This is a genomic window from Paraburkholderia youngii, assembly GCF_013366925.1.
Classification (GTDB): Bacteria; Pseudomonadota; Gammaproteobacteria; order Burkholderiales; family Burkholderiaceae; genus Paraburkholderia; species Paraburkholderia youngii.
The window spans coordinates 4,207,452-4,229,135 of the sequence record NZ_JAALDK010000001.1 but is presented as its reverse complement, the minus strand read 5'-3'; the positions used below and the strand labels follow the sequence as shown (position 1 = coordinate 4,229,135).

Below are 21,684 nucleotides of genomic sequence, written 5' to 3'. Positions count from 1 at the left end.
TCGAGGCCGCTGCGCTGAATGCGGATGCCCGCGAAGGCGTTAACTCAAACGATATTCTGGGCGAAACCCGCCGCCGTTTCCATGTCGACCGCAACGATCCGCGAGACGCCCTGCTCCTGCATCGTCACGCCGATCAGCTGCTGCGCCATCTCCATCGCGATCTTGTTGTGCGAGATGAACAGGAACTGGGTTTTGTCCGACATCGCCCGGACCAGATTCGCGAAGCGTTCGGTGTTGGCGTCGTCGAGTGGCGCGTCCACCTCGTCGAGCAGACAGAATGGCGCCGGATTCAGCTGGAACATCGCGAACACGAGCGCGGTCGCGGTCAGCGCTTTCTCGCCGCCCGACAGCAGGTGAATCGTCGAATTCTTCTTGCCCGGCGGCTGCGCCATCACCTGGACGCCGGCGTCGAGGATTTCGTCGCCGGTCATGATCAGCTTCGCCTGGCCGCCACCGAACAGACGCGGGAACAGTTCGCCGAAATGACGGTTCACTTCATCGAACGTGCTTTGCAGCAGCGTGCGCGTTTCGGCGTCGATCTTGCGGATCGCGTCTTCGAGCGTTTCGATCGCGCTCGTCAGGTCGGCCGACTGCGAATCGAGGAAGCTCTTGCGCTCGGTCGCGGCCTTCAGCTCGTCGAGCGCGGCCATGTTGACCGGCCCGAGCGCGATGATCGCGTTGTTGATGCGCGTGACTTCGCCCTGCAGGTACGAGGGCTTCATGTCCGGCGTCAGCTTCGCTTGCAGATCGGCTTCATCGACCCCGGCCGCGGTCAATTGCTCGACGAACTGCTCGCCGTTGATGCGCGCGGCCTGCTCCTTCAACTGCAATTCGTTAATGCGGTCGCGCAGCGGCTGCAGCGCGCGCTCGGCGGTGAGGCGCGTTTCGTCGGCCGAGCGCAGCTTCGCGGTCAGGTCGTCGAGCTCGACGCGCGCGGCGCGCAGCGCCTCTTCCTTGACGGCGCGGATATCGAGCGCGTCCTGCAGACCGGTGTGCGCGGTCTGCTCGTTGATCGTTTCGAGCTCGGCGCGCGCGTCTTCGAGCGAGCCCGCAACGCGCTCGCTCTGCTCGTGCGCGACCTGAATGCTGCGCTTCAATTCGTCGATGCGGTTCGCCATGTTGCGCGCGGCAAAGCGCGCGTCGGTGGCGGCGCGGTCGAGATCGCGTGCTTCGCCGCGGGCGGTCGTCAGTTCTTCGTCGAGTGCTTCGAAGGCGAGCTGATGGTCTTCGAAGCGCGCCTGCAGTTCGGCGAGCTCGCCGTCGTGACGCTCGAAGTTCGCTTCCGATTCCGCGCGCAGCGCACGCTGCTCGTCGACCTGGGCGGCAATCTCTTCGAGTTCCTCGCGGATCTGCGTGCTGCGCTGTGTATAGCGCTCGTGCGCCTGGGTGAGCTTCAGCACGTCCATCTGCAACGCGTGGACCCGCTGCGTCGCGCGTTCGGCTTGCTGACGCATTTCGGCGAGCGCCTGCGCGGCTTGCGTGTGCGCGGCTTCGGCGCGGATCGCGGCGGCCTTCGCCTCATCGGCGAGCAAGGCCTGCGCACGCACCTGGCGGCCGAGATTTTCGATTTCCTGCTGACGCGCGAGCATGCCGGCCTGTTCGGAATCGGCCGCGTACAGTTGCACGCCGACGCGCGTGACCACGTGCCCCGCCTTCACCACGAATGCGCCGCCCTCGGGCAGCTGCGCGCGCATAGAAAGCGCCTGCTGCAGATCGTCGGCGACGAACGCAAGGCCGAGCCAGTCGGTCAGCACCGCGCGGATACCCGCGTCCTCGATGCGCACGAGCGACAAAAGCGAGCGCAGCGCGCCGGCGGACGGGGCCGGCTGACCGGCCGCGGGCGGTGCGTAGAACGCGAGCTTGGCGGGGGGCGCGTCGGTTGCGAACGCCTTGACCCAGTCGAGATTCGACACTTCGAGCGCGGCGAGGCGCTCGCGCAGCACCGCTTCGAGCGCGGTTTCCCAACCGGCCTCGACATGCAGCTTCTTCCATAGACGCGGCAGGCTGCCCAATTCGTGCTTGTCGAGCCACGGCTGGATCTTGCCTTCGGTCTGCACGTTTTCCTGCAGCTGCTTGAGCGCGGCGAGGCGCGCATCGAGCTGATGAATCTGCGCGCTTTCGGCCTGCACGCGCTCCTGCGCGGCGCGCCGTTCGCCGTCGAGCCGCGGCAGTGTTTCCTGCGCGTCGGCGAGGCGTCCCTGCGCGTCGTGCAGGATTTCCTCGTGCTCGGCGAGCTGCATGCGCAACTCCTCGAGCTGCGCTTCGTCGGGCGCGTCGAGGCCGCCCTCTTCCGATTTCAGCCGCTCCTGGCGCTGCTGCAGTTGCTGCAATTGCTGATCGGCATTGCGCTGATGCGCGGCTTCGAGCTTCAGCGCCTGCTCGGTCTGCGCGATGCCGGCGCGCTCGGTGTTCAGCTCCGCCTGCGCGTCGCGCCAGCGCGCTTCGAGCGCGGGCAGCGCGTCGTGCTTGGCGGCGGCGTTCTCTTCGGCCAGCACGGCTTTTTCTTCGGCGACGGCCAGTTGTTCTTCGGCGTCGGCGATATCGTCCTGCGCCTTGTCAGCCTGCGATTGCCACTGTTCGCGCTGCGCGGTCAGCGCGGCGATCTGCGCCTGCACGCGGTTGCGCGATTCGACGATGAAGCGGATCTCAGCTTCCAGCCGGCTCACTTCCGCGTTCGCCTCGTACAGCGCGCCCTGCGCGCCCTGCATCGCGTCGCTCGCCGAGTAATGCGCGACGCGCAGCGTTTCGAGTTCCGCCTCGACTTCGCGCAGCTTCGCGGTTTGCGCCTCGAGGTCGATCTGCGCCTGTTCGATCGCGCGTTGCTGACGCTGCTGCTCGCCAGCCGCCTCGTTTTTGCGCAATAGCCACAGCAGACGCTGCTTTTCCTCGCCATCGCTTTGCAGCTCGCGATAACGCGTCGCGACGACCGCCTGCCCCTCCAGCTTCTCGAGGTTCGTGCCGAGCTCGCGGATGATGTCCTCGACGCGCGTCAGGTTCTCGCGCGTGTCGTGCAGACGGTTCTCAGTCTCGCGGCGGCGTTCCTTGTACTTCGACACGCCGGCAGCTTCTTCGAGGAACACGCGCAGCTCTTCGGGCTTCGCCTCGATCAGCCGCGCGATCATGCCCTGCCCGATGATCGCGTACGCACGCGGACCCAGGCCGGTGCCGAGGAAGATGTCCTGGATATCGCGGCGGCGCGCCGGCAGATTGTTGATGTAGTAGCTCGAGGTGCCGTCGCGCGTCAGCACGCGCTTCACGGCGATCTCCGCATACTGGCCCCACTGGCCGGCGGCGCGGCCGTCCGCGTTGTCGAACACGAGTTCGACGCTCGCGCGGCTGCCGGGCTTGCGGGCGGTCGAGCCGTTGAAGATCACGTCCTGCATCGACTCGCCGCGCAATTCAGAGGCGCGCGATTCGCCGAGCACCCAGCGCACGGCGTCGATGATGTTGGATTTGCCGCACCCGTTCGGACCGACCACGCCAACCAGCTGGCCTGGGACCTGGAAATGCGTGGGATCGACGAAGGATTTGAAGCCAGCGAGTTTGATCGAGGTGAGCCGCACGGCGATTTCGCTGTTTGAAAAGAGAGTGTGATAGGTGGCTCGCGAGGTTGCGCCAGTCGTTCACCGCCGCGGCGGGACGGCCCCACGCAACCTCGCGAGCCTTCGCAATTTGTTGCCGGCTGCGTGCGCCCATGCACATCGAAGGCACAGGTGCGCATGCGCCGGCTAATGAGGGGGAATCATACCATCGCGCGTGGACGATTCTTACCGCCCTTTCGGTGGTCGTCGCTATCGCCGTCACGGCCGTGTTCGTCACCGCGTTGCTCACCGCACGGGCCACCGCGTCCATCGTCGCCGCTCGGCCCGTCCGTGTCGCCGATGGCCGGATCGGGGGGCGCCGTCCTCGTCCGATGCACCCAGCTCGACAACGCCGATGCGAGCACGATGCACGCGCCGCCGGCCCATTCGCGCGGCCCCGGTACTTCGCCGGCGAACAGCCACGCCGACAGCGCCGTCACGACCAGCTCGAACAGCATGATGATCGAAGCGCGATTGGCCGGCACGCGCGAGAGCCCGTACTGCACCAGCATATTGTTCGACGCGAGCAGCAGACCGAGACCGAGCACCAGCAGCGCCGCGGTATCCAGATGCGCGCCGGTGGGCGGCGCGGGCATCGGCTCGATGAGCGACGCGAGCGCGCCGAACAGCGCCGCGCCGCCGAAGACCACCGCGGTGCGCATTTCGGGCTTCATGTCCGGCAGCACGCGGCTCGTCTTCAGAATCAGCACATTGCTCATCGCGAAGCCCATGCCGCCGGCGAGCCCGGCCCATTCGGCGGGATTGCCGGGCACCGGAATGCCGAGCCGCGGCGACCACAGCATCGTCATCGCGCCCGCGAGCGACAGCGCGGCCAGCGCCGCGCCCGACCACGTGAGCCTCTCATGCAGGATGAAATGTGCGAACAGCGCGGTCCACGCGGGCGTCAGATAGAACAGCAGCAGCACGCGCATCACCTGACCGTGGATCGCGCCCCACACGAAGCCGAGATTCGTGACGCCGGCGGCCAGCGCGAGCGCCGGCAGCAGCCAGTGCCATCGCACGGTCTTCAGCGCGCGATGCCGCACGAGCAGCACGAACAGGCAGCCGGTGCCGCTCGTCAGCGCGCTCGCTGCGGTGCCGCTCACGCCGAGCGCGGCGAGCATGCGCAGCGGGTACCAGACCATCCCCCAGACCGACGCGCCCAGCATGATCGCGAGCGTCGGCCAGCCGTTGCGAAGCCAGTTGGTCATGGGGCCGGACTCCGACGGGCGCCGTGGGCGGGTCGGATGAGGGTCCAGCCGGGTGTCTGCTGCTCTGCTGCGTACATTGCTGCTCCTGCAAATTCTTTTACGCGAACCGTAGGGGATTCGCGCCGTTCCCGCCGCGGCGCGCCGGTGCGCCGCCTCGCGGATTGCTGCCGCGCCGCGCGGCAACCTCCCGCTTGGCCCGCGGGCGCGCCACGCTATAATCGTCCGTTCGCCGCCGCTGGTGGCCGGCTCGCCGCCGGCCAGTCCATCGCGCGCAGGGACGCCGATTCATGTTTGATGCACCGACGCCCGCCGGCGCGCGTGCCCGGTCGTCCCGACTTTCATCCGCGTCCATTCCGATCAGGCCAACTCGTTCCGTGAATCCGCTACTCGACTCCCTTCAGCCCTATCCGTTCGAAAAGCTGCGCCTGCTTTTCAAGGACGTCACGCCGCCGGCCGGCCTCGCGCATATCAGCTTCGGCATCGGCGAGCCGAAACATCCGACGCCGCCACTGATCCGCGACGCCGTCATCGCTTCGCTCGGCGGCCTCGCTGCCTATCCGGCCACGCTCGGCTCGGCGCCGCTGCGTGAGTCGATCGCGAAGTGGGTCACGCAACGCTACAACCTGCCGCCGCTCGATCCGCTGACCGAGGTGCTGCCGGTGTCCGGTTCGCGCGAGGCGCTGTTCGCGCTCGCGCAGACGGTGCTGAACCCGCGCCGGGATGCCGACGGAGAGCCTGCGATCGTACTCTGTCCGAACCCGTTCTACCAAATCTACGAAGGCGCGGCGCTGCTCGGCGGCGCCCAGCCGTACTTCGTCAACAGCGACCCGGCGCGCAACTTCGCGTGCGACTACTCGGCGGTGCCCGCCGACGTCTGGGCGCGCACGCAACTGCTGTACGTCTGCTCGCCGGGCAACCCGACCGGCGCCGTGCTCACGCTCGACGACTGGCGCGAACTGTTCGCGCTGTCGGACCGCTACGGCTTCGTGATCGCGTCGGACGAGTGCTACTCGGAAATCTATTTCGACGAGTCGAAGCCGCCGCTCGGCGGTCTCGAAGCGGCGCACCAGCTCGGCCGCGGCTTCGAGCGCCTCGTGATGCTGTCGAGCCTGTCGAAGCGCTCGAACGTGCCGGGCATGCGCTCGGGCTTCGTCGCCGGCGACGCGTCGATTCTGAAGTCGTTCCTGCTGTATCGCACGTACCACGGCGCGGCGCTCTCCACCGTGTACCAGAGCGCGAGCGTGGTCGCGTGGAGCGACGAGACGCACGTGCGCGAGAACCGCGCGAAGTACCTGCAGAAGTTCACCACCGTCACGCCGATGCTCGCCGACGTGCTCGACGTGCGCTTGCCCGACGCCGCGTTCTACCTGTGGGCCAATGTCGAGCGCACCGGCCTCACGGACACCGAGTTCGCCCAGCGCCTCTACGCCGACTATAATGTGACGGTTCTGCCGGGCTCGTTCCTCGCGCGCACCGCGCACGGCGTGAACCCCGGCCGCAATTTCGTGCGCCTCGCGCTCGTCGCCGATGTCGACGAATGCACGGCAGGCGCGCAGCGGATCGTCGAATTCTGCCGGTCTCTCGCTGCGGCTTGAGCCGCACCCGAGCCGCACCGCATCCCCGTCTCCAGACTTCAACCCTTCAGAAAATCACGCATATGTCGCAACAACTTCAGAGCATCATCGATACCGCCTGGGACAACCGCGCCGAGCTGTCGCCGAAAGCCGCGCCGGCCGAAGTGCGCGAAGCCGTCGCCCACGCGATCGAGCAACTCGATAAGGGCGCGCTGCGCGTCGCCGAAAAGAAGGACGGCGACTGGATCGTCAACCAGTGGCTGAAGAAAGCCGTGCTGCTGTCGTTCCGTCTGGAAGACAACGCGCCGATGCCGGCCGGCGGCTACAGCCAGTTCTACGACAAGGTGCCGTCGAAGTTCGCCAACTACACCGCTGAAGACTTCGCCGCCGGCGGCTTCCGCGTGGTGCCGCCCGCGATCGCGCGCCGCGGCTCGTTCATCGCGAAGAATGTCGTGCTGATGCCGTCGTACACCAACATCGGCGCATACGTCGACGAAGGCACGATGGTCGACACGTGGGCCACCGTCGGCTCGTGCGCGCAGATCGGCAAGAATGTGCACCTGTCGGGCGGCGTCGGCATCGGCGGCGTGCTCGAGCCGCTGCAGGCGAACCCGGTCATCATCGAAGACAACTGCTTCATCGGCGCGCGCTCGGAAGTCGTCGAAGGCGTGATCGTCGAGGAAAACTCGGTGATCTCGATGGGCGTGTACCTCGGCCAGAGCACCAAGATTTACGACCGCGAAACCGGCGAAGTCACGTACGGCCGCATTCCGGCGGGCTCGGTCGTGGTGGCGGGCAACCTGCCGTCGAAGGACGGCACGCACAGCCTGTACTGCGCGGTGATCGTCAAGAAGGTCGACGCGAAAACGCGCGCGAAGGTCGGCCTGAACGAGTTGCTGCGAGGCGACTGATGGCGCGCGGCACCAAAACCGTCGTCTACGGCATTCCGAACTGCGACACCGTAAAGAAGGCACGTGTGTGGCTCGAAGAGCACGGCGTCGAGTTCGAGTTTCACGACTTCAAGAAGGCCGGCGTGACCGAGCCGCTCGTGCAGGACTGGCTCAAGGACGTCAAGCTCGACGCGCTGCTGAACCGCCGCGGCACGACGTGGCGCGCGCTGTCCGACGACATGAAGGCGGCCGCTGAAACGCAGCCGGGCGCGATCGCGCTGATGATCCACAAGCCGTCGGTGATCAAGCGGCCGGTGCTGGTCGTGAACGGGCGCGTGAAGTCGCTCGGTTTTTCCGCCGACGAGTACGCGGCGTTGTTTGCCTGAGCGCCAGACTCAGGCACAAGGCAGTAAGACGCGCGGCCTCGCGTCGCGTCGTTCAAAGGCTGTTGCCGGCTGCGGTGGCTCACCGCGAGCCGGCATTTTTTCATTTCAAAGTGGCTTGTACTGAATCCATGTCCGGCACCCTCGCCCTTACCGAACAACTGATCGCGCGCGCGTCCGTGACGCCCGACGACCAGCATTGCCAGCGTCTGTTGATCGAGCGCCTGGCCGCGCTCGGCTTCGAGCACGAGACGATCGAATCCAACGGCGTGACCAACCTGTGGGCCGTCAAGCGCGGCGTCGACGGCACCGCGGGCAAGCTGCTCGCGTTCGCCGGTCACACCGACGTGGTGCCGACCGGCCCGCTCGAACAATGGCACTCGGCGCCGTTCGTGCCGACCCAGCGCGACGGCAAGCTGTACGGCCGCGGCGCGGCGGACATGAAGGCATCGATCGCCGGCTTCGTCGTCGCGAGCGAGGAGTTCGTCGCGGCTAACCCTCGGCACCGCGGCTCGATCGCGTTCCTGATCACGAGCGACGAGGAAGGTCCCGCCACCGACGGCACCGTCAAGGTCGTCGAAGCATTGCAGGAGCGCGGTGAGCGCATGGACTACTGCATCGTGGGCGAGCCGACCTCCAGCGAGCGGTTCGGCGACATGGTCAAGAACGGCCGGCGCGGGTCGATGTCGGGCAAGCTGATCGTCAAAGGCGTGCAAGGCCATATCGCTTATCCGCATCTGGCGAAGAATCCGGTGCACCTGCTCGCGCCCGCGCTCGCCGAACTCGTTGCCGAGCGCTGGGACGAAGGCAACGAATATTTCCCGCCGACCACCTGGCAGGTGTCGAACATCCACAGCGGCGCCGGCGCGACCAACGTGATCCCCGGCCATGCGGACGTGATGTTCAACTTCCGCTTCTCGACCGCGAGCACCGTCGAAGGCCTGCAAAAACGCGTGCACGCGATTCTCGACAAACACGGCCTCGAATACGACCTGCAATGGACCGTGAGCGGCCTGCCGTTTCTCACCCCGCGGGGCGAGCTGTCGAGCGCGCTCGCGCAAGCGATCAAGGACGAGACCGGCGTGGACACTGAACTGTCGACCACCGGCGGCACGTCGGACGGCCGCTTCATCGCGCGCATCTGCAAGCAGGTGATCGAGTTCGGTCCGCTTAACGCGAGCATCCACAAGATCGACGAACATATCGAAGTCGCCCATATCGAGCCGCTGAAGAACGTGTATCGTCGCGTGCTCGAACAACTGATCGCATAACCAGGAACCTTGCGATGACGCTTCCTTTTTGCACCGTCCGCGACCTGCTGCGTTATGCAGTGTCGCGATTTAGCGAGGCCAAGCTGTCTTTCGGCCACGGCTCGGCCAATGCCTACGACGAAGCCGCCTATCTGATCCTGCACACGCTGCACCTGCCGCTCGACCTGCTCGAGCCGTTTCTCGATTCGCGCCTGACCACGGCCGAAATCGAGGCGGTGCTGAACGTGATCGAGCGACGCGCGGCCGAACGCGTGCCGGCCGCGTATATCACGCAGGAAGCGTGGATGCACGGCTATCACTTTTACGTCGACGAGCGCGTGATCGTGCCGCGCTCGTTCATCGGCGAGCTGCTGCAGGACGGCCTGCAGCCGTACGTCGAGGACCCCGAGCAGGTCGGCGCGGTGCTCGAGCTGTGCACCGGCTCCGGTTGTCTCGCGATCCTCGCCGCCCACGCGTTCCCGAACGCCGACGTCGACGCGGTCGATCTGTCCGCGCCCGCGCTCGAAGTCGCGACTCGCAACGTGCTCGACTACCACCTAGACGACCGCATCGCGCTGTTCGAAGGCGATCTGTACGCGCCGCTCGCCGAGCGCCGCTACGACGTGATCATCAGCAACCCGCCGTACGTGAACGCGAAGTCGATGCAGGAGTTGCCGGCCGAATACAAGCACGAGCCGGAGATGGCACTCGCGGGTGGCGCGGACGGCATGGACATCGTGCGCCGGATCATTGCCGACGCGCGCAACTGGCTGACCGAAGACGGCGTGCTCGTCATCGAGATCGGCAACGAACGCGAGCACGTCGAGGCGGCGTTCGGCGGTCTGGACCTCGTGTGGCTGTCCACCAGCGCCGGCGACGACAACGTGTTCCTGATTCAGGCCAGCGACTTGCCGGTCTGAGTGCGGCGTGCTGTCCGTTTGATCGCGCGACGTGCGCGGCGCCGCTTGCAGCGGATTTCGCAAGTGACGCGCGCGCCGCGCGCCGCAGCACACACGGTTTATTCGTACGAGTTTTTGCGCTATTTTTTAGCGCGGGTTTTTAGCCCGTTTTTGGCGCTTTCCCAGGCGCCGCAGCCGCAGTCTGAATTCGTTGCCCGACGCGTTCGCCGCAGACCACGAAGCGAGCCTGTGCCCGCCTCCGTTTCCTGAATCACGGCGCTTCGCCAACTGTTCGCGAGCTTATGACATTCGACCTGCTTCACGTCGGCCCGCTGGTTCTCCTTGCCCACATTCTCGGCATCATCGCGGCTGCTCACGCGATCCTCCATACCCGCACCTCGCAAGGGGCGATCGCGTGGGCCGTGTCGCTCGTCGCGATGCCTTATCTGACGCTCGTGCCCTACCTGTTCCTTGGCCGCAGCAAGTTCGCCGGCTACGCGGACGCGCGCCGCGTCGAGAACGAGCTGCTGCGCACACGCGCGCATCCGCAGGTGTGGGACACGCACGCGTCGTCGGCCGGGGTGCCGACGCAGCAGCTCGGCTCGCGGCTCGTGCAGTCGCTGACGCGCCTTGGCGGCATGCCATTCCTGCCCGGCAATACCGTGCGCACACTGATCAACGGCACGGCGACTTTCGAGGCGATCTTCGACGCGATCCAGAACGCGCGCCGCTATGTAATCGTGCAGTTCTTCATCGTGCGCGCCGACGCGCTCGGCGACATGCTGAAAGACGCGCTGATCGCGAAAGCGCAACAAGGCGTGCGCGTGTACTTTCTGTATGACAGCATCGGCAGCTTCGATCTGCCGCACCGCTACGTCGCGGCACTGCGCGCGGCCGGCATCGAGATGCAGCCGTTCGCGACGAACCGCCGCTTCGTCAACCGTCTGCAACTGAACTTCCGCAATCACCGCAAGATCGTGGCGGTCGACGGCGAGCGCGCGTTTATTGGCGGTCACAACGTAGGCGTCGAATATCTGGGCGCGAAGCCGCCGCTGTCGCCGTGGCGCGATACGCACATCGAGGTGCGCGGCCCGGCGGTCGCCAGCATCCAGTTCGTTTTTATCGAGGACTGGTACTGGGCCACGCAGCAGTTGCCCGAGTTCGACCTGCCGGCCGCCGAATCAGCCGTCCCATCCGTCGAACAGCACGACGCCCACGACACCATCGAACGCCCCGCGAACAACATGCACTGCATCGTGCTGCCGAGCGGCCCGGCCGACAACCAGGAGACCTGCTCGCTGTTTTTCGTCGAAGCGATCAACGCGGCGCGCGAACGGATCTGGATCACGACGCCCTACCTCGTGCCCGACGAGGCGGTGTTCGCCGCGCTGCGGCTCGCGGCGCTGCGGGGCGTCGACGTGCGCATCCTGATTCCGAGCCGGCGCGATCACCGCGTGGTGTTCGCGGCGTCGAAGCTATACGCATACGACTCGCTGCGCGCGGGCATTCGCATCTTCCGCTATCAGCCGGGTTTCCTGCACCAGAAGGTCGTGCTGATCGACAGCAACGCGGCCGCGATCGGCAGCGCCAACCTCGACAACCGCTCGTTCCGTCTGAACTTCGAGATCATGGTGCTGACCGTCGACCGCGGCTTCGCGCTCGAAGTCGAAACGATGCTGCTCGACGACTTCGCCGAGTCGCGGGAAATCGATCGCGACGAGTACCGCAAGGCGAACGCGCTGCGACGCATGCTGATGCACGTCGCGCGGCTCTTTTCGCCGATCCTGTAAAAGCGCTCCTGTTACAGCAGCGCTTCGATATCCTCGGTGATCGCCTCGGGCTTCGTCAGCGGCGCATAGCGCTTGACCACGTTGCCGTCGCGGCCAATCAGAAACTTCGTGAAATTCCACTTGATCGCCTCGAGGCCGAGCAGCCCCGGCGCTTCGATCGTCAGGTAACGGAATAGCGGGTGCGCGTTCGGGCCGTTCACGTCGATCTTGTCGAACATCGGGAACGTCACGCCGTAGTTCTTCTCGCAGAAGCTGCCGATCTGCGCGGCGTCGCCCGGCTCCTGCTTGCCGAACTGATTGCACGGAAAGCCGAGCACCGCGAGCCCGCGCGCCGCATAGGCGTCGTACAGCTTCTGCAAGCCCGCGTACTGCGGCGTGAACCCGCATTCGCTCGCGGTATTGACGATCAGCATCACCTTGCCTTGGTACTTCGCGAGACTCGCTTCCTCGCCGCCGAGCGTGCGTGCCGAAAACGAATAGATCGATGTCATGTGCCCTCCCGTGAAAGCCGTCAGTCTATGCCAAAAGCGCTGCCGATACAGTCAGCCGAATGGCCGATGGCGGCTGCGCTCGATGTGACAGCCGGGCGATCGGCGCCGCGCGCCCGGCAACCCGCCGGGCAGTCTAAAATAGCGGTTTTCTTCAGCCGGCCACGTCGTGATCCGCTTCAATCAGTTCAGCCTCGCGCGCGGCACCAAGCCGCTTTTCGACAACACCACGTTCACGTTGAACCCCGGTGAAAAAGCCGGCCTCGTCGGGGCGAACGGCGCGGGCAAGTCGACGCTGTTCGCCGTGCTGCGCGGCGAGCTGCATGCGGACGGCGGCGATTTCTCGATCCCGCCGACCTGGCGCATCGCCCACGTAGCGCAGGAAACCCCCGCCGTCGACAAAACCGCCCTCGCCTACACGCTCGACGGCGACGCCGCGCTGCGCGACATCGAGGCGCGCATCGCTTCGGCCTCCGCGGCGCACGACGGCGCAGCCGAAGCCGAAGCCCACGCCGCGTTCGCCGACGCCGACGGCTACACCGCGCCGGCTCGCGCCGAAGCGTTGCTGCTCGGCCTCGGCTTCACGCTCGACCAGACCCGTGAGCCGGTCAGGAGCTTCTCGGGCGGCTGGCGCATGCGGCTGAATCTCGCGCAGGCGCTGATGTGCCGCTCCGACCTGCTGCTGCTCGACGAACCGACCAACCACCTCGACCTCGACGCGATCGTCTGGCTCGAAGACTGGCTCAATCGCTATGCCGGCACGCTGATCGTGATCTCGCACGACCGCGAGTTTCTCGATTCCGTCTGCAATGTCACGCTGCATCTCGAGAACCAGCAGATCAAGCGCTACGGCGGCAACTACTCGCAATTCGAAGTGCTGCGCGCGCAGCAGATCGCGCTGCAACAGAGCGCGTACGAAAAGCAGCAGCGCACGGTCGCGCATCTGCAGAGCTACATCAACCGCTTCAAGGCGCAGGCCACCAAGGCGCGCCAGGCGCAAAGCCGGGTGAAGGCGCTCGAGAAGATGGAGCTGATCGCGCCCGCGCACGTCGCGTCGCCGTTCACGTTCGAGTTCCGTACGCCCGACTCCGCGCCGAATCCGATGATGGTGATGGAAGAGGTGCGCTGTGGCTATCACGCCGAAGACGGCAGCGAGATTCCGATCGTCGAGCGCGTGATGCTGTCGATCCAGAACGGTCAGCGCATCGGCCTGCTCGGTGCGAACGGCCAGGGCAAGTCGACGCTGATCAAGACGCTCGCGGGCACGCTCGAACCGCTCTCCGGCCACGTGCGCGAAGGCAAGGGTTTGCGCATCGGCTACTTCGCGCAGCATCAGCTCGAAACGCTGCGCCCCGACGACACGCCGTTGCAGCACCTCGCGCGTCTCGCGCCCGACACCCGCGAGCAGGAGCTGCGCGACTTCCTCGGCAGCTTCAACTTTTCCGGCGACATGGCGACCGCGAAGATCGCGCCGTTCTCGGGCGGCGAGAAGGCACGCCTCGCGCTTGCGCTGATCATCTGGCAGAAGCCGAACCTGCTGCTGCTCGACGAGCCGACCAACCACCTCGATCTCGAAACGCGCCACGCGCTGACGATGGCGCTTGCGCAATTCGAAGGCACGCTGATTCTGGTGTCGCACGACCGCCATCTGCTGCGCGCGACGACCGATCAGTTCATGCTGGTCGCGAAGCATCGTCTGCAGGAATTCGACGGCGATCTCGACGACTATCGCGACTGGCTGCTGCAGCATGCGGCCGAGCAGCGCGCGGCGTTGAAGGCGAACGCTTCCGGTGCGTCGGACGCGGCGTCCAACGGCGCGGCAAATGGCGACAGCAACGTCAATCGCAAGGAGCAGCGCCGCCTCGAAGCGGAAACGCGGCAGAAGCTCGCGCATCTGAAGAAACCGCTGCAAAGCCGTATCGCGAAGATCGAAAAGGAAATGGACGCGCTCAACGCGGAGAAGACGACGCTCGATGCGTTCGTCGTCGATCCCGCGAGTTACGAGCCGGAACAGAAGAGCAAACTGACGGAGGCGATCCGCCGTCAGGCAGACGTGAACGCGCGCCTCGATACGCTCGAAGCCGAATGGCTGGAGACGCACGAGGAACTCGAACAGATCGGCTAGCGGCACGCAACGGCCGGGCCGCGCCGGCATCCACGGGAGCTTGGCTTTGTCATTTGCGAACTCGTCGTCCGCGTCATCGGTGTCTGGACCCGCAGCTGCAACGGCAACCGAGCTGCCGCCACCGTTGCAAGGACTCCGCGTGCTCGACCTCACGCGCCTCTTGCCGGGGCCGGCGGCCGCGCTGCGTCTCGCCGAGCTCGGCGCCGATGTGCTGAAGATCGAGGCGCCCGGCGCGGGCGACCCGACGCGCACGATGATGCAATCGTCGAGCGATCGTGTCGCGGGCCGGCCCGGTGCGTTCTACCGGATGGTCAATCGCGGCAAGCGCGAGACGCGCCTCGACCTCAAATCCGAAGCGGGACGCAACGTGCTGCGCGCGCTCGCGGCCGAAGCCGACGTGCTGATCGAGAGCTTCCGGCCCGGCGTGATGGAGCGGCTCGGCCTGGGTTACGCGGCGCTCAGCGCGGCCAATCCGCGGCTCGTCTATTGCGCGATCAGCGGATATGGCGCAAGCGGTCCATTCGCGGACCATGCCGGTCACGACCTGAACTACATCGGCTATGCGGGCGTGCTCGATCAACTGGCAAGCCGCGACGGTGCGCCGATCCTGCCGAACTTCCAGATCGCCGATCTGCTCGGTGGCGCCTTGAGCGCGGTCACGCAGATTCTCGCCGCGCTCTGGCATGTCGCGCGAGGCGGCGCGGGCCGCTTCGTCGATGTATCGATGACGCACACGAGCTATGCGCACAACTTCGTCGCGCAGGTCTCGCTGCTCAACGAAGGGGCGGCGCCCGCCGCGGGCCGTGGTCTGTTGAATGGCGGCGTGCCCTGCTACAACCTGTACCGCACGAGCGATGAGCGCTGGCTCGCGGTCGGCGCGCTCGAATTGAAATTCTGGGAAACGCTGTGCATGGCGCTCGACCGGCCCGAATGGGCGACGCGTCACTGGAGCCTGGGGCAGGCGATCGGCGGTCCCGATGCCTTGGCGCTCATCCGGGAACTCGCTGAGGTGATCGCGACGCGCACGCTCGGCGAGTGGGTGGAATCGTTGGAATCGCTCGATTGCTGCGTGTCGCCGGTGCTCACGCCCGCTGAAGCGGCGCAGCATCCGCTGTTCAATCCGCATGCGTATGCGGCGGTGGCCGCGAGCGCCGCCGACTCGGACGACGACGGGGCATGAACCGCCACCGTCAACGCCGCGTCGCCGTCTGGCGCGGCAACGTTTGACGCGGCGATTTCTCGTCGTCGTACAGCAAGTGCTTGCGACCTTCCACATGGCGGCTGATCGTGGCGCGCACTTCGGCGGCTGTCACGTCTTCGGCCACCACCCGCCGCGAGATCTGCCCGGCGGTGTCGATCCACTCGACGATTCGGCAAGCGCCGCCCCAAGGCTGATGAATCGGTGCGGAGACCCGGCAGCCGCGCACCTGGATGTGCTGGTCGGCAGCGGTTTCATGTGACTGTTTCAAAGCGCGATCCTTTTTCGAGCATCAGAAGGGATGCATATCGTTACAGCTTAGGAAAAAGGTATGGCGGCCAGGTTACAGCCAATATGGCGATATTTACAGGGCATTACGCGACCGCAAGCGCACAAAGTACCGGCGAGCCGTCGCCGCCCCCGTCTATTCGAGCGTGCGGACGCGGTCGATGGCCTGTTCGATCCGTTCGACCGCAACGACCTGTAAGCCTTCGATCGGCTGTTTCGGTGCATTGGCCTTCGGAATCACCGCCACCGAGAAGCCGAGCTTGGCCGCTTCCTTCAGGCGTTCCTGACCGCGCGGCGACGGCCGGATTTCGCCGGCGAGGCCGACTTCGCCGAACACGACGAGCCCTTTCGGCAGCGGCTTGTTGCGCATCGACGAATGAATCGCGAGCAGTACCGAGAGGTCTGCGGCGGGCTCGGAGATCTTCACGCCGCCCACCGCGTTCAGGAACACGTCCTGATCGAAACAGGCGATGCCCGCGTGCCGATGCAGCACCGCGAGCAGCATCGCGAGCCGGTTCTGTTCGAGGCCGACCGCGAGGCGCCGCGGATTCGGCGCGTTGGCCGAATCGACGAGCGCCTGCACTTCGACGAGCAACGGCCGCGTGCCCTCCTGCGTGACGAGCACGCAGGACCCCGGCACCGACTGTTCGTGCTGCGACAAAAACAATGCCGACGGATTCGCGACGCCGCGCAAACCACGCTCGGTCATCGCGAACACGCCGAGCTCGTTGACCGCGCCGAAGCGGTTCTTGATCGCGCGCACGAGACGGTACGACGAGTGCGTATCCCCTTCGAAATACAGCACCGTATCGACGATATGTTCGAGCACGCGCGGCCCCGCAAGCGCGCCCTCTTTCGTCACGTGCCCGACCATGATGATCGTGGTGCCCGACTGCTTGGCGATGCGGGTGAGTTGCGCGGCGCACTCGCGCACTTGCGCAACCGAGCCCGGCGCCGATGTCAAAGCATCCGAATAGACGGTCTGGATCGAATCGATCACGGCGACTTCGGGCCGTTGCTCGGTGATCGTCGCCTGAATTTTTTCGAGCTGGATTTCCGCGAGCAATTGCAGTTCGCTCGCCTTCGAGCCGGGTTCGAGCAGTGCGAGCCGTTGCGCGCGCAACGCGATCTGCGCGCCCGATTCTTCGCCGCTGATATAGAGCGCGCGCTTGTCCGCGGCGATTTCCGCGAGCGACTGCAACAGCAGCGTCGATTTACCGATGCCCGGATCGCCGCCAATCAGCACCACGCCGCCCGGCACGAGGCCGCCGCCGAGCACGCGGTCGAATTCGCTGACGCCGGTGGAAAAGCGCGGCACGTCCGACGCGTCGATGTCGGCGAGGCGCCGCACTGGTGTGCTCTTCGCAAGCGACTGGAAACGGTGACCGGACGGCGCCTCGGCGACCGATTCGACGAGCGTGTTCCACGCCTGGCAGGACGGGCATTGACCGGACCACTTCGGCGACTGTCCGCCGCATTCGCCGCAGATGTACAACGTCTTCGCTTTCGCCACGCGTTACTCCGCCCGAACCGGCACACGCGGCGCGACCGCGCACATCAGCTCGTAGCCGATCGTGCCGCAGGCTTGCGCGACGTCGTCGATGGGCAGCGCGGTACCCCACAGTTCCACGCGCGAGCCGACGTTGGCGGTCGGCACCGGGGTCAGGTCGACGGTCAGCATGTCCATCGACACACGTCCAACGATTCGCGTGCGCACGCCATCGACGATCACCGGCGTGCCTTCGGGCGCGACGCGCGGATAGCCATCCGCGTAACCGCACGCGACCACGCCGATGCGCATCGGCCCGCGCGCGGTGAACGTGGACCCGTAGCCGACCGAACTGCCTTCGGCGAGCGTTTGCACGGCGATCAGTTCCGACGCGAGCGTCATCGCGGGCTGCAGGCCGGTGCCGTCGATCGCGGCCGTCACGCCGGACGGCGACGCGCCATACAGGATGATGCCGGGACGCACCCAGTCGAAATGCGCTTCGGGATGCCACAGCGTCGCGGCCGAATTCGACAGGCTGCGCGCACCGGCGATGCCCTGCGCGCCGCGCTCGAACGCCTCCAGCTGATGCGCGATGCCGCGCTCTGCATCGGCATCCGAAAAATGCGTCATCAACGTGATCTGGCCGACCCCTGGGCAGGCGCGCGCGCGCTCCCATGCGGCACGGAATTTTTCGACCGTATAGCCGAGCCGGTTCATGCCGGTGTTCATCTTCAACTGGATATTGACCGGTTTCGACAGGCGCGCCATTTCGAGCATGCGTAGCTGCTCGTCAGAATGCAGCGCCGTGGTCAAGCTGTAGCGGTCGATTACGTCGATGTCGGTCGGCCGAAAAAAGCCTTCCAGCAGAAGAATTGGGCCTGCCCAGCCCAATTCACGCAACTTCACCGCTTCTTCGAGGTCCAGCAACCCAAAGCCGTCCGTCGCGCGCAATCCGGGAAACACGCGCGCGAGGCCATGCCCATAGGCATTAGCCTTGACGACGGCCCAGATTTTCGATTTCGGCGCATAGCGCCGCGCGACAGCGAGGTTATTGGCGAGAGCAGCGGTATGAATCGTGGCGGAAAGGGGGCGCGGCATGGGATTTTTTCGAAAAGACACTTGCGAATCAGCGGCTTACAAGGCGTTTTCAGCGCTCTGCGGCCCGCTGGGCGGTGCGATCAAGGATTCTGCTAGTCTGAATCCATCTATTTTCATGATATAAAGCCGTGCGCACAACCCATTTCGATCGGCATAAGCCCGGACGCATAACAAACGGCCGGGGCGGACGGACCGCAGCGAGGACAGCATCGCATCAGATGAAAAAAGGCTTTTACACCATCATGGCCGCGCAGTTTTTTTCGTCGCTGGCCGACAATGCGCTTCTGATCGCTGCTATCGCACTGCTGAAAGATCTTCACGCTCCGAACTGGATGACGCCGCTGCTCAAGCTGTTTTTTGTGCTGTCGTACGTCGTCCTTGCCGCCTTCGTCGGCGCATTCGCCGACTCCCGTCCGAAAGGACGCGTGATGTTCATCACCAATACGATCAAGGTGGTCGGCTGCATCACGATGCTGGTCGGCGCGCATCCGCTGATTGCGTACGGCATCGTCGGCTTCGGCGCGGCGGCCTACTCGCCCGCCAAATACGGCATTCTCACCGAACTGTTGCCGCCTGACCGGCTGGTCGCCGCGAACGGCTGGATCGAAGGCACCACGGTCGGCTCGATCATTCTCGGCACGGTCCTCGGCGGCGCGCTGATCAGCCCGCACATCGCCGCGCCGATTCTCAAATGGCACGTCCCCACCGTGAACACGCCTGCGGAAGCCGCGATGCTCGTGATCATGGGCATTTACGTGGTCGCCGCGCTATTCAATCTGCGCATTCCCGACACCGGCGCGCGCTATCCGCGCCAGGAACACGGTCCGATCCGTCTGATCACCGATTTCGCCGACTGCTTTCTCGTGCTGTGGCGTGACAAGCTCGGACAGATTTCGCTCGCCGTGACGACGCTGTTCTGGGGCGCGGGTGCGACGCTGCAATTCATCGTGCTGAAATGGGCCGAGGTGTCGTTGGGCATGTCGCTGTCCGAGGCGGCGATCCTGCAGGCGGTGGTCGCGGTGGGCGTCGCGGGCGGCGCGATTTTTGCGGCTTCGCGTGTGCCGTTGAAGAAGTCGCTGTCGGTCTTGCCGGTCGGCATCATGATGGGTATCTCCGTGATGCTGATGGCGTTCTATACGCGCGATCTGTTTCCCCCGCACTGGGGCATTTATTTTGGCCGCATGCACGTGTCGGGCTACCTGATCTTCGCGTATATCTTCCTGATGTTCGTGGGCGGCCTGTCGGGCTTTTTCGTCGTGCCGATGAATGCGCTGCTGCAGCATCGCGGGCACGTGCTGCTGTCGGCAGGCCATTCGATCGCCGTGCAGAACTTCAACGAGAATCTGTCCGTGCTCGTGATGCTGTGCCTGTACGCGGTGCTCGTGTGGCTCGACGTGCCGGTTACCGTCGTGATCGTGCTGTTCGGCACCTTTGTGTGTGTGATGATGTGGCTCGTCATGCGACGCCACCAGGCGAACCAGCGCGCGTTCGATTCGGTCGCGCTGATCGGCGAAGCCAAGCACTGATCAACCGCGCCGGGCCGGCCGCGACACGCACGAGCGCGCCCTTCTTCTTCCTCGCTCGACCATGACTCAAACGATTCCCAATGTGCTGACGATCGCCGGTTCCGATTCCGGCGGCGGCGCCGGCATCCAGGCCGATCTGAAGGCTTTCTCCGCGCTCGGCGCCTATGGCGCGAGCGTGATCACCGCGCTGACCGCGCAGAACACGCGCGGCGTGACCGCGATCCACGCGCCGGACCCAGGGTTCATCACCGCGCAGCTCGACGCGGTGTTCGACGACATCCGCATCGACGCGGTGAAGATCGGCATGCTCGCGAACGCGCCGATCGCACGCGCGGTTGCCGACGCGCTGCGCCGTCACCGGCCCAAACACATCGTGCTCGACACGGTGATGATCTCGAAGAGCAATCACGCGCTATTGCTGCCCGATGCGGTCGCGGTGGTTCGCGACGAACTGCTGCCGCTCGCCGATCTGCTGACGCCGAATCTGCCGGAAGCGGCCGCGTTGCTCGGCACGCAGCCCGCCACCGGCGAAGCCGGCATGGTCGAGCAAGGCGAAGCGTTGCGCGGGCTCGGCGCGCGCGCGGTGCTGATGAAGGGCGGCCATCTGAGCGCGACCGATAGCCCCGACTGGCTCGTGCAGGAAAGCGGCACGCTGCGTCTCGGCGGTCCGCGCGTGCCGGTGAAGAACACGCATGGAACGGGCTGCACGTTGTCGTCGGCGATCGCGGCGTTGATTCCGCAGCGCGACGATCTCGCTAGCGCCGTGGCCGATGCGAAGGTTTATCTAACCGGTGCGCTGCAGGCGAGCGAGCGGCTCGACGTCGGCCACGGCGTGGGGCCGGTGCATCACTTTCATCGGTGGTGGTGAGCGACGCTATTGCTTCGCGTAACGCCGCGCGTGCTCGGGCCAGTCGTCGGGCACGATAAAGCCGCGCGAGCGCTCGAGCAGACGTCCCGTGTTGTCTTCGATAAATCCGGCAACCATCGTCGGGCCGTATTGCGGTGAGATTCGAGCGGCGAGCGCGGTTGCGTCGACATAGCTCGAGTCGTCCGCGCCGGCTTGCATTCGATACTGCGGCGCGAGCCATTCGAGCCGCGGCAACAGCCGCCACTTGCGCGTGTGCGCGCACTCGAAAGCCGGCCAGTCGCGATGCGTAACCCACCAGCCGCGGCCATGCGCGGGATCGAGTTCGGGAGGATCGGTGGGCGTGGCGCCATGCCGGTAAAACAGCCAGCCTTTGACGAACATCTGCGGCGTCCACGCGCCCGTATAGCCCGTCGTTGCAAATTCCTCGCGTGCGCTGAGCGGCAACTGATGATCGAGCAGATGCGTGAGCTTCAGATCAAAGCGGTCCTTCAGATTGGGGCCGACATAATCGGCGAGACGCGCCGCCTCTGCCCCATTCGGATCGCCCGCATGCAGATAGCACTTCACCGCGAGTTCCCAATGCAGTCGCGCGCCCTCGCGTGTGCGCACGAGGAAATCGCATTCACCGAGCGTGCGGCCCGCGTGCCGTAGCGGCACACCCGCTGCGATAAGTTGCGTGCCCGGCCCATGACGAAGGAAAAAGCCCAGCAGGCGTTCGGCGTAGCGGCCAAGACGCGTGATGCGCGTTGCCGCGAGATCCTGATGCAGAGGTTCTGGAGTGGCATCGAGCGCGCGCAGCCAGTCGAGCGTGGCCTGCAATTCCTGCGGTGTGTCGAATGGATCGGCGAGCGCGCCCGCGGGAGGCTGAGGGCGCAACAGATCGGGACTCAGCAGCAGCCAGGCGAGATCGCGGACGGCGGGATCGCGCAGCGCATCGACTGAAGCATCGTCACGCAAACCCAGCAACGTATCGAGAAGCGCCGCGCGGCTGACAGACGTGGCGGACATGCGCGCCGCCGGTCCCTC

Annotated in this window: 17 protein-coding genes; 10 read left to right on the top strand and 7 right to left on the bottom strand. The window is 65.8% G+C overall.

Annotated elements, in window-relative coordinates; translation table 11 throughout:
• Window positions 1-44: 44 nt before the first annotated feature.
• Together smc and G5S42_RS19430 are read right to left on the bottom strand one after the other, a co-directional pair.
• Window positions 45-3,563 carry a chromosome segregation protein SMC gene (smc, locus tag G5S42_RS19435; protein WP_176108280.1) on the bottom strand — a complete coding sequence of 1,173 codons (3,519 nt, stop codon included), beginning with the start codon at window positions 3,561-3,563 and terminating at the stop codon, window positions 45-47.
• Window positions 3,564-3,742: 179 nt separating this feature from the next.
• Window positions 3,743-4,792 carry a DMT family transporter gene (locus G5S42_RS19430; RefSeq protein ID WP_176108279.1) on the bottom strand — a complete coding sequence of 350 codons (1,050 nt, stop codon included), beginning with the start codon at window positions 4,790-4,792 and terminating at the stop codon, window positions 3,743-3,745.
• A gap of 374 nt (window positions 4,793-5,166) precedes the next feature.
• Between G5S42_RS19430 and dapC the strand changes: the two genes are divergently transcribed.
• The 6 genes from dapC to cls all read left to right on the top strand — a co-directional run bounded on the left by dapC (window position 5,167) and on the right by cls (window position 11,578).
• The gene (gene dapC / locus G5S42_RS19425) at window positions 5,167-6,387 is read left to right on the top strand and encodes a succinyldiaminopimelate transaminase (protein WP_176108278.1); all 1,221 of its coding nucleotides are present in this window, start codon (window positions 5,167-5,169) and stop codon (window positions 6,385-6,387) included.
• 62 nt (window positions 6,388-6,449) lie between these two features.
• On the top strand, window positions 6,450-7,277 hold the full coding sequence (dapD, locus tag G5S42_RS19420) for a 2,3,4,5-tetrahydropyridine-2,6-dicarboxylate N-succinyltransferase (RefSeq protein ID WP_176108277.1): 828 nt from the start codon (window positions 6,450-6,452) through the stop codon (window positions 7,275-7,277).
• Window positions 7,277-7,642, top strand: coding sequence for an ArsC family reductase (locus tag G5S42_RS19415; protein ID WP_018435509.1), 366 nt, complete (start codon window positions 7,277-7,279; stop codon window positions 7,640-7,642). Before dapD ends, G5S42_RS19415 begins: the two co-directional genes overlap by 1 nt.
• 128 nt (window positions 7,643-7,770) lie before the next feature.
• On the top strand, window positions 7,771-8,910 hold the full coding sequence (gene dapE, locus G5S42_RS19410) for a succinyl-diaminopimelate desuccinylase (protein ID WP_176108276.1): 1,140 nt from the start codon (window positions 7,771-7,773) through the stop codon (window positions 8,908-8,910).
• A gap of 14 nt (window positions 8,911-8,924) precedes the next feature.
• Window positions 8,925-9,809: a 50S ribosomal protein L3 N(5)-glutamine methyltransferase gene (gene prmB, locus G5S42_RS19405; protein WP_176108275.1), complete on the top strand. Its 885-nt coding sequence runs from the start codon at window positions 8,925-8,927 to the stop codon at window positions 9,807-9,809.
• A gap of 281 nt (window positions 9,810-10,090) precedes the next feature.
• Window positions 10,091-11,578, top strand: coding sequence for a cardiolipin synthase (gene cls / locus G5S42_RS19400; protein WP_176108274.1), 1,488 nt, complete (start codon window positions 10,091-10,093; stop codon window positions 11,576-11,578).
• A gap of 11 nt (window positions 11,579-11,589) precedes the next feature.
• On the opposite strand, the gene G5S42_RS19395 is transcribed toward cls, so the two are convergent.
• Complete coding sequence (locus G5S42_RS19395) at window positions 11,590-12,069, bottom strand: glutathione peroxidase (protein WP_013089718.1); 480 nt, start codon at window positions 12,067-12,069, stop codon at window positions 11,590-11,592.
• 166 nt (window positions 12,070-12,235) lie between these two features.
• On the opposite strand from G5S42_RS19395, the gene G5S42_RS19390 reads away from it, so the two are divergent.
• Complete coding sequence (locus G5S42_RS19390) at window positions 12,236-14,191, top strand: ATP-binding cassette domain-containing protein (protein ID WP_176108273.1); 1,956 nt, start codon at window positions 12,236-12,238, stop codon at window positions 14,189-14,191.
• Window positions 14,192-14,315: 124 nt separating this feature from the next.
• Window positions 14,316-15,371 carry a CaiB/BaiF CoA transferase family protein gene (locus G5S42_RS19385; RefSeq protein WP_176108272.1) on the top strand — a complete coding sequence of 352 codons (1,056 nt, stop codon included), beginning with the start codon at window positions 14,316-14,318 and terminating at the stop codon, window positions 15,369-15,371.
• A gap of 10 nt (window positions 15,372-15,381) precedes the next feature.
• Here the strand turns inward: G5S42_RS19385 and G5S42_RS19380 are convergent, their stop codons facing one another.
• The 3 genes from G5S42_RS19380 to alr form a co-directional block, all read right to left on the bottom strand.
• Window positions 15,382-15,660, bottom strand: a complete 279-nt coding sequence (locus tag G5S42_RS19380) for a DUF2866 domain-containing protein (protein WP_176108271.1) — start codon at window positions 15,658-15,660, stop codon at window positions 15,382-15,384.
• 153 nt (window positions 15,661-15,813) lie between these two features.
• Window positions 15,814-17,190: a DNA repair protein RadA gene (radA, locus tag G5S42_RS19375; protein ID WP_013089722.1), complete on the bottom strand. Its 1,377-nt coding sequence runs from the start codon at window positions 17,188-17,190 to the stop codon at window positions 15,814-15,816.
• A 3-nt stretch (window positions 17,191-17,193) separates the two neighbouring features.
• A complete protein-coding gene (gene alr / locus G5S42_RS19370; protein WP_176108270.1) occupies window positions 17,194-18,264 on the bottom strand; it encodes an alanine racemase in 1,071 nt (356 codons plus the stop codon).
• A 218-nt stretch (window positions 18,265-18,482) separates the two neighbouring features.
• Between alr and lplT the strand changes: the two genes are divergently transcribed.
• Window positions 18,483-19,790, top strand: coding sequence for a lysophospholipid transporter LplT (gene lplT, locus G5S42_RS19365; protein ID WP_176108269.1), 1,308 nt, complete (start codon window positions 18,483-18,485; stop codon window positions 19,788-19,790).
• 61 nt (window positions 19,791-19,851) lie between these two features.
• The gene (thiD, locus tag G5S42_RS19360) at window positions 19,852-20,658 is read left to right on the top strand and encodes a bifunctional hydroxymethylpyrimidine kinase/phosphomethylpyrimidine kinase (protein WP_176108268.1); all 807 of its coding nucleotides are present in this window, start codon (window positions 19,852-19,854) and stop codon (window positions 20,656-20,658) included.
• Window positions 20,659-20,664: 6 nt separating this feature from the next.
• Here the strand turns inward: thiD and G5S42_RS19355 are convergent, their stop codons facing one another.
• The gene (locus G5S42_RS19355; RefSeq protein WP_176108267.1) at window positions 20,665-21,666 is read right to left on the bottom strand and encodes a DUF1853 family protein; all 1,002 of its coding nucleotides are present in this window, start codon (window positions 21,664-21,666) and stop codon (window positions 20,665-20,667) included.
• Between the last annotated feature and the right edge of the window lie 18 nt (window positions 21,667-21,684).

Excerpts from the sequence above, each read along its gene's own strand:
- G5S42_RS19430 (WP_176108279.1), bottom strand. The coding sequence starts at position 4,792 with ATGACCAACTGGCTTCGCAACGGCTGGCCGACGCTCGCGATCATGCTG.
- dapD (WP_176108277.1), top strand. The coding sequence starts at position 6,450 with ATGTCGCAACAACTTCAGAGCATCATCGATACCGCCTGGGACAACCGC.
- G5S42_RS19415 (WP_018435509.1), top strand. The coding sequence starts at position 7,277 with ATGGCGCGCGGCACCAAAACCGTCGTCTACGGCATTCCGAACTGCGAC.
- dapE (WP_176108276.1), top strand. The coding sequence starts at position 7,771 with ATGTCCGGCACCCTCGCCCTTACCGAACAACTGATCGCGCGCGCGTCC.
- prmB (WP_176108275.1), top strand. The coding sequence starts at position 8,925 with ATGACGCTTCCTTTTTGCACCGTCCGCGACCTGCTGCGTTATGCAGTG.
- cls (WP_176108274.1), top strand. The coding sequence starts at position 10,091 with ATGACATTCGACCTGCTTCACGTCGGCCCGCTGGTTCTCCTTGCCCAC.
- G5S42_RS19395 (WP_013089718.1), bottom strand. The coding sequence starts at position 12,069 with ATGACATCGATCTATTCGTTTTCGGCACGCACGCTCGGCGGCGAGGAA.
- alr (WP_176108270.1), bottom strand. The coding sequence starts at position 18,264 with ATGCCGCGCCCCCTTTCCGCCACGATTCATACCGCTGCTCTCGCCAAT.
- lplT (WP_176108269.1), top strand. The coding sequence starts at position 18,483 with ATGAAAAAAGGCTTTTACACCATCATGGCCGCGCAGTTTTTTTCGTCG.
- thiD (WP_176108268.1), top strand. The coding sequence starts at position 19,852 with ATGACTCAAACGATTCCCAATGTGCTGACGATCGCCGGTTCCGATTCC.
- G5S42_RS19355 (WP_176108267.1), bottom strand. The coding sequence starts at position 21,666 with ATGTCCGCCACGTCTGTCAGCCGCGCGGCGCTTCTCGATACGTTGCTG.